General features: G+C 47.3%; 15 protein-coding genes and 1 riboswitch. Of the genes, 8 read left to right on the top strand and 7 right to left on the bottom strand.

Annotated elements, in window-relative coordinates:
* Nucleotides 1-15 precede the first annotated feature (15 nt).
* Together ACN0UN_RS05425 and rhlB are read right to left on the bottom strand one after the other, a co-directional pair.
* Nucleotides 16-933: a Ppx/GppA family phosphatase gene (locus tag ACN0UN_RS05425; RefSeq protein ID WP_417659078.1), complete on the bottom strand. Its 918-nt coding sequence runs from the start codon at nucleotides 931-933 to the stop codon at nucleotides 16-18.
* Between the two features lie 9 nt (nucleotides 934-942).
* Entirely contained in the window at nucleotides 943-2223 is a 1281-nt protein-coding gene (rhlB, locus tag ACN0UN_RS05420; RefSeq protein WP_417659077.1) for an ATP-dependent RNA helicase RhlB, read from the bottom strand.
* An 88-nt stretch (nucleotides 2224-2311) separates the two neighbouring features.
* Here rhlB and trxA point away from each other — a divergent pair, with 88 nt between their 5' ends.
* On the top strand, nucleotides 2312-2638 hold the full coding sequence (trxA, locus tag ACN0UN_RS05415; protein WP_128352792.1) for a thioredoxin TrxA: 327 nt from the start codon (nucleotides 2312-2314) through the stop codon (nucleotides 2636-2638).
* A gap of 231 nt (nucleotides 2639-2869) precedes the next feature.
* Complete coding sequence (gene rho, locus ACN0UN_RS05410) at nucleotides 2870-4135, top strand: transcription termination factor Rho (protein ID WP_417659076.1); 1266 nt, start codon at nucleotides 2870-2872, stop codon at nucleotides 4133-4135.
* A gap of 66 nt (nucleotides 4136-4201) precedes the next feature.
* Here the strand turns inward: rho and ACN0UN_RS05405 are convergent, their stop codons facing one another.
* The gene (locus ACN0UN_RS05405) at nucleotides 4202-5191 is read right to left on the bottom strand and encodes an endonuclease/exonuclease/phosphatase family protein (RefSeq protein ID WP_417659075.1); all 990 of its coding nucleotides are present in this window, start codon (nucleotides 5189-5191) and stop codon (nucleotides 4202-4204) included.
* Nucleotides 5192-5297: 106 nt separating this feature from the next.
* Between ACN0UN_RS05405 and ubiD the strand changes: the two genes are divergently transcribed.
* The 6 genes from ubiD (at nucleotide 5298) to ACN0UN_RS05375 (ending at nucleotide 12478) form a co-directional block, all read left to right on the top strand.
* Nucleotides 5298-6788 (top strand): 4-hydroxy-3-polyprenylbenzoate decarboxylase, encoded by a 1491-nt coding sequence (ubiD, locus tag ACN0UN_RS05400; RefSeq protein WP_417659074.1) that lies wholly within the window; start codon nucleotides 5298-5300, stop codon nucleotides 6786-6788.
* Between the two features lie 15 nt (nucleotides 6789-6803).
* Nucleotides 6804-7502 carry an NAD(P)H-flavin reductase gene (gene fre / locus ACN0UN_RS05395; RefSeq protein WP_417659073.1) on the top strand — a complete coding sequence of 233 codons (699 nt, stop codon included), beginning with the start codon at nucleotides 6804-6806 and terminating at the stop codon, nucleotides 7500-7502.
* A 25-nt stretch (nucleotides 7503-7527) separates the two neighbouring features.
* A riboswitch (TPP riboswitch) is annotated at nucleotides 7528-7649 on the top strand.
* 57 nt (nucleotides 7650-7706) lie between these two features.
* Nucleotides 7707-9785 (top strand): TonB-dependent receptor, encoded by a 2079-nt coding sequence (locus tag ACN0UN_RS05390; protein ID WP_417659072.1) that lies wholly within the window; start codon nucleotides 7707-7709, stop codon nucleotides 9783-9785.
* A 13-nt stretch (nucleotides 9786-9798) separates the two neighbouring features.
* A complete protein-coding gene (gene pnuC, locus ACN0UN_RS05385; protein ID WP_128352800.1) occupies nucleotides 9799-10365 on the top strand; it encodes a nicotinamide riboside transporter PnuC in 567 nt (188 codons plus the stop codon).
* Nucleotides 10347-11126, top strand: a complete 780-nt coding sequence (locus tag ACN0UN_RS05380; protein WP_417659071.1) for a phosphotransferase — start codon at nucleotides 10347-10349, stop codon at nucleotides 11124-11126. The genes pnuC and ACN0UN_RS05380 overlap by 19 nt, the downstream gene beginning before the upstream one ends.
* 26 nt (nucleotides 11127-11152) lie before the next feature.
* A complete protein-coding gene (locus ACN0UN_RS05375; protein WP_417659070.1) occupies nucleotides 11153-12478 on the top strand; it encodes an MFS transporter permease in 1326 nt (441 codons plus the stop codon).
* A gap of 79 nt (nucleotides 12479-12557) precedes the next feature.
* Here ACN0UN_RS05375 and ACN0UN_RS05370 read toward each other — a convergent pair whose 3' ends face one another.
* The 4 genes from ACN0UN_RS05370 to ACN0UN_RS05355 all read right to left on the bottom strand — a co-directional run bounded on the left by ACN0UN_RS05370 (nucleotide 12558) and on the right by ACN0UN_RS05355 (nucleotide 14973).
* Entirely contained in the window at nucleotides 12558-12755 is a 198-nt protein-coding gene (locus tag ACN0UN_RS05370; RefSeq protein WP_417659069.1) for a DUF3185 family protein, read from the bottom strand.
* Between the two features lie 131 nt (nucleotides 12756-12886).
* Nucleotides 12887-13360: a Dps family protein gene (locus ACN0UN_RS05365; RefSeq protein WP_128352804.1), complete on the bottom strand. Its 474-nt coding sequence runs from the start codon at nucleotides 13358-13360 to the stop codon at nucleotides 12887-12889.
* Between the two features lie 81 nt (nucleotides 13361-13441).
* Nucleotides 13442-14371, bottom strand: coding sequence for a rhodanese-related sulfurtransferase (locus tag ACN0UN_RS05360; RefSeq protein ID WP_417659068.1), 930 nt, complete (start codon nucleotides 14369-14371; stop codon nucleotides 13442-13444).
* Nucleotides 14372-14445: 74 nt separating this feature from the next.
* Entirely contained in the window at nucleotides 14446-14973 is a 528-nt protein-coding gene (locus tag ACN0UN_RS05355; RefSeq protein WP_417659067.1) for a serine/threonine protein phosphatase, read from the bottom strand.
* Nucleotides 14974-15035 lie beyond the last annotated feature (62 nt).

Here is a 15035-nt window from a genome sequence, read left to right as displayed (position 1 = left end):
CATTGAGAATGTGGTTTAGAAGTTCGGGTGGGTCAGCATATTTATGAGCAGGCCCTCCCGAAGCGCGCCTTCGGCAATTTTTACATGCTGAATGTTTAAATGCTCCACCAATGCGATCAAAATACACAGCCCACCAACAAAGACGGCTTGCCGATCACGTCGAATTCCGAGTTGCCCGAGTTTCTTTACATGCCCCAGTGAAATAGCGCGCCCCAGTACATCGCGCAACCAAGTTTCACTCATTGGCAACTGCTCATAACGCGCATTCATGTCATGCAGTGCACGAAACGTTCCAGAAGCGCCGCTAACGTGTTCCCAGCCTGCCTGCATAAACTGCTCAGTGTGTGGGCGAATAAGCTCCCCTGCGGCCGCTATGGCCTGTTCACAGGCATCTTGGTTGATAGTTTTGGCGACGAAAAAGCGGTTTTGCCACGTTACGCAACCCATATCGAGGCTAACGAGGTGCTGAGGTTGCGTGCCTTTACCGACAATAATTTCGGTGCTTGCGCCGCCGATATCTAGCACCAAAACAGCCTTATCGCTATTAATCAGGTGTTGGGTTGCACCCTGATAAATGAGTTCAGCCTCACATTCGCCGCTGATGATATCAATTGAATGCCCGAGAGCCTGCTCGAAGCGGGGTAATATTTGTGCGCGATTGGTTGCTTTGCGTAACGTGGCGGTAGCCACGCAGCGAATGCGGTCAGAGGAGATATTCTGGAGCCTGTCGGCAAAGCCCTTAAGGCATTCAATACCGCGTTGAATGGCAGCTTCGCTTACTTCTAGATGCGTGTTGAAGCCGTCGGCCAACCGCACTTTTTGCCGGTGTCGGCTCAAAATGCGGTAACTGCCGTCACGCTTCACCGAAGCAATAATCAAATGGAAGCTGTTTGAGCCCAAATCGATTGCGGCGAAGCGTGCGTCCTGCGTCATGTCGTTTCGTTACCTCGACGGCTTACGACCACCACCGCCACTGCGCCGTTGCTGATTACCACCGCTACTTCGGCGGCCGCCACGTGGCGAGCGTCGTTGGCTTGGACGAGGGGTTTTAAGGTCACTCAGAAGTGCCGTAGGGTCGTATTTCGTTACCGGAATACTATGCCCAATGTACTCTTCTATGGCTGGTAAATTATAAACATACTCTTCGCAAGCAAGATTAACTGCTTTGCCGCTAGCTCCGGCGCGCCCCGTACGACCAATGCGATGGACGTAGTCTTCAAAGTCATCCGGTAAATCGTAGTTGTAAACATGGCTCACTTCAGGAATGTGTAAGCCGCGCGCAGCCACGTCGGTTGCGACGAGAAAGTCGAGTGAACCGTCGGTGAACTCTTCGAGAATTTTTAAACGTTTACGTTGCGGTACATCGCCAGTTAATAAACCAACGCGATGGCCATCAGCTTCGAGCCAATTGTAGAGCTTCTCGCACACATGCTTAGTGTTAGCGAAAATAATCGCTTTTTCTGGCCAGTCTTCTTCGATTAACGTAAGCAGGAGCTTAATTTTATCTTGTTTTGACGGGTAGAATAATTCTTCAGTAATACGCTCACCGGTTTTGCGAAGTGGCTCGACTTCAACTTTTGTTGGTGAGTTCATATGGTCATAGGCGAGTTCTTGCACGCGTTGTGATAACGTTGCTGAGAACAACATGCTTTGGCGATCACCTGGGGGTGGCATTTTATTAAACATGTAGCGAATGTCTTTAATAAAGCCTAAGTCGAACATGCGGTCCGCTTCATCTAATACCACAGTTTGGATTTTATCGAGTTGATAAATGCCTTGCTTGTAATAGTCGATAAGTCGCCCGGTTGTTCCAATTAAGATATCTACACCGGCTTCAAGCTTTTGCCGTTGAGATTCATAACCTTCGCCCCCATAAACAATACCAAGCTCCATGTCGCAGTGCTTAGCAAGCAATTCGGCATCGTTGGCTATTTGTATGGCAAGTTCTCGCGTCGGCGCCATAATAATGGCACGCGGGTAACGTTTATCACCGACACGTGGTTTTTTCAGCAACGTTGTAAACGTTGCAATTAAAAACGCCATCGTTTTACCAGTACCTGTTTGGGCCTGGCCAGCAACGTCTTTTCCGATTAATGCAATCGGTAAGCTCAATGCTTGTATCGGTGTACAATATTCAAATCCAGCACTTTCCAGTGCGGACAATACCTGCGGGTGCAGGTCGAGATCGGCGAAGCGTGTCTCTGTTAAGTGTGTTTTACTCATGGCGTAAGCATATCAGTTTGCGCTAACATTCAAAAACAGAAATAATAGGGTTTTATTATTTCACGCGAATTCAGCAGCGGAGATTATCATGAGTGACAAAATTGTTCAGCTAAGTGATGAAAGTTTTGAGAGCGATGTTCTTAATTCTGACAAGCCAGTATTAGTAGATTTTTGGGCCGAGTGGTGTGGGCCTTGCAAAATGATCGCCCCAATCCTGGACGACATTGCAAATGAATACGGCGACCGCATCACTGTTGGTAAACTGAACGTTGACCACAACAACCAAACCCCACCGAAGTACAACATTCGCGGTATTCCTACCTTGTTGTTGTTTAAAAACGGTGAAGTTGCAGGTACCAAAGTGGGCGCATTGTCAAAAGCACAACTAGCTGAGTTTATTGAACAAAATATCTAAAAACTAAGCAGTTGCAGCGGGTTGTTGGGGATTGATCCACAACAACCTTTGCTGTGCTTTCACACAATTAATGCTGAAAAACTGGACGTTTTTCAATTTAAGTGTTACTTTTCTCTGCAGAACTTTTCTTCAGGATGCCAGCCTTCCGGCGCCCGTGCAGTCAAATCCCGAATTGATTTAACTTAATAAACTTTAACTATTTCCATTGGCCAAAAAAGTCATAACCCCCCTATGAATCTAACAGAATTAAAAAACAAACCTGTCAACGAGCTGGTTCAGCTTGCAGAGACAATGGGCCTCGAGTCCATGGCGCGCATGCGCAAACAAGACATTATCTTCGCCATTTTAAAAGCACATGCGAAAAGTGGTGAGGACATATACGGCGACGGCGCCTTAGAGATTTTGCAAGATGGCTTTGGCTTTCTGCGCTCGGCCGACTCGTCATACTTGGCTGGGCCAGACGATATTTATGTATCGCCAAGCCAAATTCGCCGGTTTAACTTACGTACTGGCGACACGGTATCGGGAAAAATCCGGCCGCCGAAAGAAGGCGAGCGTTATTTTGCCCTCCTGAAGATCCGCGAAGTTAACTTCGACAAGCCTGAAAACTCCCGTAATAAAATCTTATTTGAAAACTTAACCCCTCTGCACGCAAATGAGCGTTTGCGGATGGAACGTGGTAACGGTTCCACTGAAGACATTACCGCGCGGGTACTGGATTTAGCCTCGCCAATTGGTAAAGGTCAGCGTGGTCTTATCGTGGCACCACCGAAAGCGGGTAAAACCTTGTTGCTGCAGAATATTGCTCAGTCAATAGCTGCGAATCATCCAGAGTGCGTGTTAATGGTTCTTCTTATTGACGAGCGCCCGGAAGAAGTTACTGATATGCATCGCTTAGTGAAAGGTGAAGTTGTGGCTTCAACCTTTGATGAGCCAGCGAGTCGCCACGTTCAAGTTGCCGAAATGGTGATTGAAAAAGCGAAACGCTTAGTTGAACACAAGAAAGATGTGGTTATCTTGCTCGACTCGATAACGCGTCTTGCACGAGCATACAACACCGTTATTCCAAGTTCAGGCAAAGTACTGACTGGTGGTGTTGACGCCAATGCACTGCACAAGCCGAAACGTTTCTTTGGTGCTGCACGTAATGTTGAAGAGGGTGGTAGTTTAACCATCATCGCAACAGCACTTATTGATACCGGTTCAAAAATGGATGAAGTCATTTACGAAGAGTTTAAGGGCACCGGTAACATGGAATTGCACCTAAACCGTAAAATTGCTGAGAAGCGTGTATTCCCAGCTATCGACTTTAACCGCTCTGGTACCCGTCGCGAAGAACTTCTTACCAGCCCAGAAGAACTTCAGAAAATGTGGATTTTGCGCAAAATCGTTCACCCAATGGGCGAAACCGAAGCAATGGAATTCCTCATCGACAAGCTTCAGATGACCAAAACCAACGACGAATTCTTTGAGGCGATGAAACGCCAAAAGAGCTAAGTTAATTAGCGGCCTTATATTTTCGAAGATATAAGGCCGCTATCTCTTCGTTTTACCCCGGATAAATCACTCTTCTCGCTTTAGGGCGAGTTCGGTTAGTAGCGCAAAGTGATCAGAGCCAAACGGCGGTAGCCGTTTGAGCTCAACCAGTATGAAATGATCGCTATGAAATACATGGTCGAGCGGCCATCGCATAATGGGTATTTTCGCATGAAAGGTGTTGTATATGCCGCGTCCCATACGTGGGTCAAGCAGCTGACTCTCTTGCAAAAATGCTCGTGTGGATTTCGACCACGCAACATCGTTAAGATCGCCGGTGACAATCACTGGCCCGTGTTCTTTGCGAGCGCGTTTCGCGACCAGCATGAGTTCGTTGTCACGCTGTTTCGATTTTTCATTTTCAGTTGGGCTTGGCGGCGCAGGATGCACACAATGCATACGAATGGTTCGCGTGGGCAACTGCAAATCGAAATGCATAGAAGGAACACCTTCTTGTACAAGCTCGGTGACTTCAAGATTGGTAATCGGCCATTTCGAGTAGACCATCATACCGTATAAGTTATTTTGGGGGCGGCGGACAACATTCGGCAAATCGTCTTCAATGTCGCGAAATTGCTCTTCCCACCACTCGTCGGTTTCAACGGCGACGATAACATCGGGGCGATTGTTATTAATAATCTGCGTGAGTGCCACACCCTGTCGGTTGTACTCCAGTACATTGACCGTCAATAAACGAATGTGCTCGTCGACTTTCTTTTCGTCGCGTTTACGCTTGTAGCGTTTCACGGTGCGTGTGGCGAAAGGTGTGTACGGAAAAATCCACCAGAACTGCCACGCGCCACATAACAGTTGAATACTCACCAATAGCCACGTGCTGTAAGCATCGGCAGGTAGGAAAAATGCACTATTAATCAATAAGATTAAAGCGACGGCACTTTGTTGCAAACGGGGAAAGTCCCACACCCGTACCCACCATACGGTGCGATTTGATCGGGGTAATAGGCTCGTCAGAGCTAATAATCCAGTAACAGCAGCTATGATCCAAAACGCCAGCATGGCGATATCCCTATATGTTCATCGAGTCAGCGCTGAAAACTATATCAAAAACATTTATACTGCGCGCTTACTTATTGGTAATTGATTAATCAAAGCGAGAGCGAGCGTGAAATATCAAGACTTACGCGATTTCATTCAACTGTTAGAAAAGCGCGGTGAATTAAAGCGCATTCAACAAGAAATCGATCCTTACCTTGAAATGACTGAAATTGCTGACCGCACGCTAAAAGCCGGCGGGCCAGCGCTGTTGTTCGAAAATGTGAAAGGACATGATATTCCGGTATTGGCCAACTTATTTGGCACGCCCGACCGTGTCGCTTTGGGCATGGGGCAAGAATCGGTTGAGGCATTGCGTGATGTAGGTAAGTTGCTGGCATTTTTGAAAGAGCCAGAACCGCCGAAAGGCTTTCGTGATGCCCTGAATCTATTACCAATGTATAAAAAAGTTTTAAGCATGTCGCCTAAGCAATTAAAAAAGGCACCATGTCAGTCGGTAGTGTTTGCTGGCGACGATGTCGATCTCACCAAACTACCCATTCAGCATTGCTGGCCGGGCGACGTTGCGCCTTTGATAACTTGGGGGCTTACCGTTACACGTGGGCCGCATAAAGAGCGTCAAAACCTAGGCATATACCGTCAGCAGTTACTCGGTAAGAACAAGGTGATCATGCGTTGGCTATCGCATCGTGGCGGCGCGCTAGATTTTCAAGAGTGGCAACGCGAACATCCAGGTGAGAATTTCCCGGTGGCCGTTGCACTGGGTGCTGACCCAGCAACCATTTTAGGTGCCGTAACTCCGGTGCCAGATACCTTGTCTGAATATGCGTTTGCGGGCTTGCTACGTGACGGAAAAACGGAAGTGGCAAAGTGTCTGAGCAATGACTTACAAGTACCAGCGCATGCTGAAATTATTCTTGAGGGTTATATCGCCCCCGGCGAAACGGCTCCGGAAGGTCCCTACGGCGATCATACCGGTTACTACAATGAGGTTGATGCGTTTCCGGTATTCACAGTGACGCATATGACCATGCGTGACAAGCCTATTTATCATAGTACTTATACTGGGCGGCCACCTGATGAGCCAGCCATCTTAGGGGTCGCGCTCAACGAAGTATTTGTGCCCTTGTTGCAAAAGCAGTTTCCTGAAATCGTTGATTTTTACTTGCCACCGGAAGGGTGCTCGTATCGGGTTGCTGTGGTGACCATGAAGAAGCAATATGCAGGGCATGCAAAACGCGTCATGATGGGTGTTTGGAGCTTTTTGCGCCAGTTTATGTACACCAAATTTGTGATTGTTTGTGATGACGATGTGAACGCGCGCGATTGGAAGGATGTCATTTGGGCCATGACCACCCGTATGGATCCGGCCCGTGATACGGTTCTGATAGAAAATACACCAATCGACTATCTAGATTTTGCATCACCGGTTTCTGGTTTGGGCTCGAAAATGGGTATGGATGCAACCAATAAGTGGCCAGGTGAAACCGATAGGGAATGGGGCGTTCCGATTGTGATGGACGCCGAGGTCAAGCAACGTGTCGACGATATTTGGGAAAGCTTGAACATTCTCTCATTGCACACCAATGAGTTAATTTAAGGACTATTTGCTGTTATGAAAGAGCTGCTGTGCCGTGTTGCTGCCATTGAAAATTTAACGCCATCGGTGTTTCGTGTATTGCTGACTTTGCCAGAGCCTATCGAGTTTTTGGCGGGGCAGTATGCGCAGGTAATTATGGGCGAACGTGATAAACGTCCGTTTTCGATTGCATCCTGCCCATCGAAAACGGAACAACTTGAATTACATATTGGCGCAACAGCTGATAACAGTTATGCGATGGAAGTGCTTGATAAAATGCGTGCTACTGGCGAGGTGCGCATTGAAGTGCCTTTAGGAAATGCATGGTATCGCGAAGACAGTGAGCGCCCACTAATATTGATTGCTGGAGGCACTGGCTTTTCCTATACATGGTCGATTTTGCAGGCGCATTTGCGAAGCGGCTCGACACGGCCTATAACTTTATACTGGGGTGGCCGTAAGCCGGAAGATTTATATTTTGATGCGCAGTTAAAAAAGTTATCTGACCAGCATACGAATATGCACTACTACCCAGTAGTGGAGCAAGCGCCAGCAACTTGGCATGGCGCTCAAGGTCTCGTGCATAAGGCAGTTATGGCTGAGCAGTCAGACTTGAATGAAGCAGATATTTACGTGGCCGGGCGTTTTGAAATGGTGCGCGTTATTCGCGATGCATTTCATGCACAAGGTTTACCGCTTTCACAACTTTACGGCGATGCACTGGCGTTTATCTAAACAGTTCTGTTATACTCGCCGCGCAATTTTTACCAAGGGGTGCCACAGCGACATCGAATACGATGCCGAAATGGCTGAGATGCAATTTGCAAACCCTTTGCACCTGATCCGGTTAATACTGGCGTAGGGATGGTAGCAATCATACTCCATTTTTAAACCTGCCCGACCGGATTATTTCTGACCCTGTGTTTGAGGAAATGATCCATGATTTCAACTGTTATAAGTTTAGTTGCGCTAGCCGCAATCTCTCCCGATGAGCCCATTGAACGTATTGCTGTTCAAGGTCAGTACCGCTCTCTTTATGTGAATGAAGCACCCACCAGCGTGTCCGTATTAACCGCTGATGTAATGGGGCAACGCCACGGCACACACATGGAAGACGTGCTCAACGTAATTCCCAATTTAAATTTCTCAAGCGGCAGTTCGCGCGCTCGATTCATGCAAATTCGTGGGATTGGTGAGCGCAGTCAATTTGTTGACCCGATTAATCCATCGGTGGGTATTTTAATCGATGGCATCAATTACAGTGGCCTAGGCCAGGCTGCACAATTGTTTGATATTAGCCAGGTTGAAGTGTATCGCGGGCCACAAAGTGGTCGCTTTGGCGCTGATGGCATGGCGGGTATGTTAGTGCTTGAAAGCACGCAGCCTAACACCGATTTCGATGGCTTTTGGCAACTGGGGGCTGCAAATTATGGCGCTCTGGAAGGCGGTTTCGCAGCTGGTGGTGAGGTTGCTCAGTTTGGTCGAGCGCGACTGAGTGTGTATCAACAGCGTGATGATGGCTTCACTGACAATATTTATCTAAATCGTGATGACACGCAAGCGCGCTCAGAACGTATAGCACGTTTAAATGTGTGGACAGAGCTAAGTGCTGACTGGCAACTGCGTAGTACCTTGCATGCCTACCGCCAAAACAACGGCTATGACGCATTTTCATTAGACAATACCCGTGAAACCTATTCAGACGAGCCAGGTGAGGACGATGTAAGCCTGCAAGCTGCGCGCTTTGAATTAACATACAGCGGCGCGGACACGCATCAGACGAGCGTAAGTTACAGTGTTCTTAGTGCAGATACGCTCTACAGTTATGACGAGGACTGGAGTTATGTCGGCATTGCGCCCGGCTGGGAATACTCTTCAACTGACGCTTATTGGCGCGACCGCCTTGATCACACGTTGGATATACGGTGGTTAAGTAACACGCCATTTGATTTGTTTGGGGTACCAACAGACTGGGTAGTTGGTTGGTACCATTTACAGCGTGACGAAACTCTTGAACGCGAATTTATGAATTGGGATTTAGGTGCGGAAGATCGTTTTGTTAGCGATTATGACAGTATGCGCAATGCCTTGTATGGCGAACTTACGCACTATTTTAATCCGCGCTGGAAACTGACCACGGGCTTGCGTTTAGAGCGCTACCGTAACGAATACAGTGATACCAACGCAGTAAACGCGCAGCCACGCAATACCATGGCGGGCGGTCGAGTCAGTGTAAGTTACACCCCTGAAGTAGGCCAGCTATGGTACGTCACGTGGTCACAAGGCTATAAAACAGGCGGTGTAAATGGTGATGCACTCGGCAAAGTAACCGACAATCCCGAGCTTGAAACCTTTTTATTGCAGCGCGCCACGTTCGCACCGGAATATTTAGAAAGTTTTGAAGTGGGCTATAAATTGGTTAACACAGACGACACGCTGTCGCTTAACTTGGCCGCGTTTCATCAAAATCGTGATCAAGTGCAGTTGAAAAGCTGGGTAAATCGCGCCCAAACCTTTGTGGGGTATATTGAAAATGCCGCCGCAGGAACAACGCGGGGCATTGAGGCTGAATTGAATATGCAAATTCAGCCGTCGTTATGGTGGTTTGCGAACGTGGGTTTGCTGGATAGTGAAATTCGTGGTTTTATCACCGAAGACGGGATTGATATGACTGGGCGTGAGCAAGCGCAGGCACCAAGCTATCAAGTCAATACTGGGTTAAATTGGCTGATCACAGATAGTTTGAAGGCAAGTATTCAGGTGGATGCCAAAGACAGCTTTTACTTTTCGGATTCTCACAACAGCCAGAGTGATAAGTTAACTCTGCTGCATGCAAACTTGAACTGGCAGATTGATGCGTGGCGTATCACGTTATGGGGGCGTAACTTAGCGGATGAAGATTACGCAACCCGTGGGTTCTATTTTGGTAATGACCCACGCGATGGGTATGAGCCGACCACCTATGTACAATGGGGCGAGCCACGCCGATTCGGCATCACCTTTAATTACAGTATGTAATAGGGCACTTTAAATGGAAGTTACCGCTATTGTATTTGCACTTATTTACTTGTGGTTGGCTGCGCGCCAATCGCTGTGGTGCTGGCTTGCAGGTGCAATCAGTTGTGCCATTTATACCTATTTAATGTTTGGCGTGCAGCTCTATATGGAAGCAGGGCTGCAGGCTATTTACGTTGTTCTGGCCGTATACGGCTGGTGGCAATGGCGGTACGGTGTGGCGCAGGCGCCAGCAAGTGAGCAAATGGAATATTCGTGGTATTGGCATGGCGCTGCGATTATAGTGCTAGCATTAATTGCTAGCCTTTGTGCGTGGTTGCTGACGCTCTATACAGACGCTGATCAAGTTTGGTTGGACAGTTTTACAACCGTGTATAGTTTGTTTGCAACCTGGTTATTGACCCGAAAATTATTTTCTAACTGGCTCTATTGGTTAGTTATTGATAGCGTATATATCTACTTGTATGCCATTAAAGGGTTTGAAAAAACCAGCGGGCTTTTTGCCATTTACGTATTGTTGATAGTATACGCCATGTGGAATTGGCGGCGGAGTCAAAAGGATTTATGCAGCAGCACTGGTTAACGAATTTACCAATACACGGTGTGATGAACACGGAGCCTTTGCTACGTGGTGTCGCCAATGATGTGTATAAAATAACTGCAACCAACGGTACTTACGTATTAAAGCACTTCCGTTTTGACCACCCTTACGGTTTAGATCGTGATCAGGAAGTGGCCGTGCAGCAAAAGCTAGCCGAGCATGGTGTGGCACCGGAAGTACTTCATTATGACGCAGTACAAGGTTTAATGCTGCAAACATTCATCGATACCCCTGATTTGTCGCATGACAAAAAGTCGCTTGGTACTAAAATTCAGCGTTTAGGTGAAATCAGTGCGCATATTCATCGTTTGCAAGTGGAAGTGCCTGTTTGGTCGTTGCGAACGCGTGTGCAGCGGTATTGCGACAATCTTGTACAGTTTGAACCTGAACGAGCACGCCAGTTTGAAAAGCGCCTGCAACAACAGCGTAAATTATTGGACAGTTTTGGGAATAATCCGGTTTTTTGCCATAACGATTTAGCTTTCCATCATGTGTTTTTAAGTAGACCTCCCCTCGTTATCGACTGGGAATATGCCGGTTTAGGTGAACGTTATTTCGATTTAGCTAATTGCATACAAGTCAATCAGTTAGAGCGCGCTGAGCAGCGTGCATTTATCAATGCTTACGAAGGTGCGTCGGGGGAGCGAATTAACCCCGCGGTATTGCAAAACTGGCTCGAACTCTCCAACACCATCAGCCAGCTCTGGTATGAACTGCATCACCACTTACAGCACAATCACTAGTCGGGTGTAACGAACAAGGAGACGCCATGTCCAAGCTAACCGATCGCATGTACGGCTATTTAGCTGAGGATGAAGATGCCCGAGTTTGTAAGGACATTCCTGAGAGTGCCTGTAACGACCAACCCCAAGCATTTTTAGCTCACCTTTGGTCGCTGACGTTAACGAAGTTGGGTGACTCATTGGTTAGTGCACGTTTGGTTTTACCGTGGATGCTCACTGCGCTTGGTGCCCCGAGTATTTTTATTAGTGCCTTAGTTCCGTTGCGTGAATCGCTCGCTTTATTGCCCCAGCTATTTATTGCGCAACAAATGCGACAAACACCGGTGCGTAAATGGTTCTGGGTTATAGGTAGTATTGGCCAGGCATTCGCTTTGGTCGGCATGGTTGTTGCTATCCTAATAACCCAAGGGGTATTGCTGGGCTGGGCGGTTGTTATTCTTCTCGCATTGTTTAGTTTATCGCGCGGGGTGTGCTCTGTTGCCATTAAAGACGTACAGGGCAAAACCATCTCCAAAACCCGTCGGGGAAGGCTATCAGGTCTGGCGGCATCGATTGCTGGTTCGCTATCGTTAGTAACCGCATTGGTGATTATTTTCGCGCCCGAGGTAACGAACACGGAACGGGATGGCGAAGCTTGGGTATTTGTGGTTTTGCTAAGCTTTGCGGCTGCATTGTGGCTACTTGCTGCAGTTATTTATGCCCGTGTACCTGAGGTGCCAGGAGCAACCGAAGGTGGCGGTAATGCTCTGGTTGAGGCGTTAAAGTCAATTCGCCTGCTATGGACCGATAAACATTTCGGCCAGTTTGTACTTACGCGAGCGTTGTTGGTCGCCTCAGCATTTGCGATACCCTATATTGTGGTTATGATTCAGCGCAGCGGTGATGGCAGTTTAACCGGGCTCGGCGGGCTGATGCTGGCCAGTGGTTTAGCCGGAATGCTAGCAGGCCGATTTTGGGGGCGTTGGTCGGATAGTGCCAGCCACCATGTCATGGCAGCAGCTGCATGCTTAGCGACATTAATTATGGCGGTTGCCTTAGTGCTTTATATTTGGCAGCCCGACTATTTAGCGCAGCAAGGGCTAGCTGGCGCTCTGATTTTTATGGCCGCGGTCGCACATCATGGCGCTCGCGTAGGTCGTAAAACCTACTTGATTGATATGGCTACGCAAGAAACACGCGCTCAATTCACCGCAGTCTCAAATACTGTCATTGGTCTGGTGCTACTGCTCGGTATTTTGCTTGGGGTACTGGAAGCCTATGCAGGGGTTGAAGCTGTTGTAGGTTTACTGATTGTATTAGGTGGTATAGCAGCAGCTCGGGCTTTGCGCTTGCCCAATGTTCAACACGACTAGTTCAGCAAGAATAAATGAAAAAGGCGAGCCACTGGGCTCGCCTTTTTGAGATTAACTTCATCGGTTATCGGTTGGTTGATTACTTGCCCCGAATTACACCATACAAGCCAACGATAACAGCAACTGCGCCACCAATTAAGTACCACATTGCTTCGTCAGTTGTTTCGCCAGTGACAGCCTGAGAGGCTTCAGAAGCCACAGAATTATATGCTTCCCATCCGAAATACAGCAAAATGACACCGACCACCAGTAGAACGATTCCAATGACTTTGTTCATCGTATTTTTCCTTTTGATTTTCATGGATTAAGTTACTACCTAATCAGCATAGCAAACTTCCTGCAATTTGCGAAAAGCATAAAAAAACCGCGCCGAAGGGGGCGCGGTTTTCATTGAGCGAGTCGCAGTGATTAACCAAGGTACGAGGTTAGCATCCAAGCAGTTTTTTCTTGCTCTTTAATGTAATCGCTCATTAATGATGATGTACCTTCGTCATTCGATTCACCAGCGAGCTCAAGAATTTCACGTTGTAGACGAATCACAATGCGATAGCTGTCTAGAATTTCGCGAACACAGGCTTTACCGTCATGAATGTCTTTTGCTTCTTGAATCTCACTTGCCTTAATGTAAGTGGAATAAGCATGCAGAGGACGTTGCCCTAGCGTTAATATACGCTCGGCAATTTCATCGACCTTTAATAACAAGTCATTGTAGGTTTCTTCAAACTTGGCATGCAATTCAAAGAACTCTTGGCCTTTGATATTCCAGTGAAAGCCGCGCGTGTTCATGTAAAACACCTGGTAGTTTGCCAGCAGCTGATTTAAGCGTTCTGCTAATTGCTCAGCATGATGTTGATCCATACCAATCACGTTTAACTGTTGCATGTTTAACTCCTTGTTTGGATTTAATTTCTAACTTGTACTTGAGGTTCAGTATAGACCAATTCAAGTAACAAGTAGCAATGATTAAACCCGATTAAGCTCATCGACTTTGCCATCGCGGATATGCGCTTCGCCACGCTTCTTTGCCAATTGAAATTGTTTTTCACGTTCGGCAAAACGTTCTTTTTGCTCTGCAGTGGTTTTGTCATGGCAGTGCGGACAGCTCACACCTTTCACATAGTGTTCGGATTGCTTTTCGGCGTCGGTAATTGGCATGCGGCAAGCATAGCATTGATCGTAATCACCGGGTTGCAGGCCGTGACGGACAGTGACACGCTGGTCAAATACGAAACAGTCACCGTTCCAGGTTGTGTCTTCTTCCGGAACTTCTTCTAAGTATTTAAGAATGCCGCCTTTTAGGTGATAAACCTCGTCAAAGCCGATTGATTTCAAGTAGGCTGTGGACTTTTCGCAACGAATGCCGCCGGTGCAGAACATAGCCACCTTCTTGTGCTTGTCGGGGTCAAGGTGTTCTTTAACGTATTGAGGAAACTCTCGAAAAGAATCTGTTTTTGGGTTAACCGCACCTTCAAAGGTACCCACGGCAAACTCATAGTCATTGCGTGTATCAATGAGTAACACTTCTGGATCGCGAATAAGATTATTCCAGTCTTTCGCTTCCACGTAGGTGCCAACCACGTTCTTCGGGTCAACCCAGTCGATACCCATGGTAACGATTTCTTTTTTAAGTTTTACCTTGGTGCGATAGAACGCTTGTTTGTCGCTTGGCGACTCTTTGTGTTCAATATCGGCAAACGCATCGCTGCTGCGAATAAAGCGCAGTACATTGTCGACCCCTTCCCGGGTGCCGCAAATGGTACCGTTAATGCCTTCACGAGCTAACAGCAACGTACCTTTAACTTCATTTTCAATCATGCAGTTATATAGTGGTTCGCGGAATGCTTCAAACGCATTAAATTCAACGAACTTATACAGTGCAGCGCAAATATACATCAGTTACTTCCTTCTTTTGGCGAATCGGATCGCAAATCCGAGGTCAAAAATTGCGCACGAATTTTAGCATAACTTTATTCGTTGAGCAGCTTTTCCACGTGTGTCTGTAAGTCTTTTAAACCGTACTGTCGGCCGATGGTGAGCGCATCTTCGGTGTTAGCGTCTTGGTGCCATGCAGCGCGTAGCGCCATCATGGCGCCAACGCGATTACTGCTAGAACAATGCAAAAGCACTGTTTCGTTTGCGGTAAGTGCTAACAGACGATCAAATTCGGCAACATTTTCGCGGGTTAAGTCAGCACTGCCAGCGACAGGTACACGATAATAATCCAGGTTGAGTTCTTGTGCCCAGTTGGCTTCATCATGGTTACCCATGTCTGCATCTGTAAGTAAATTTATTACCGCAGTTACACCCTGATTTTTAAGTTTTATCAGATCGTTTTTAGTGGGTTTACCTGAGGTAAAATGGTGTGCTGTTGGGTGGTGGATATTGGGTACATCAGCGACATCCATAGGGATACGATTAACAGTTGGTTCCGCATCACATGCAGTGAGTGCTAGTGCCGCAAATACGATTAAAAATAAGTTTGATAGCTGGCGCATGTACAACTCCTTGTTTGGTTTTCTAATGCAATGAACGTGCTTGTTACTATAGATAAAATCAG

Source organism: Pseudidiomarina sp. (genome assembly GCF_048267825.1).
GTDB lineage: Bacteria > Pseudomonadota > Gammaproteobacteria > Enterobacterales > Alteromonadaceae > Pseudidiomarina.
The sequence above is the reverse complement of the archived record's forward strand: the minus strand, read 5'-3'. Positions and strand labels throughout refer to the sequence as shown.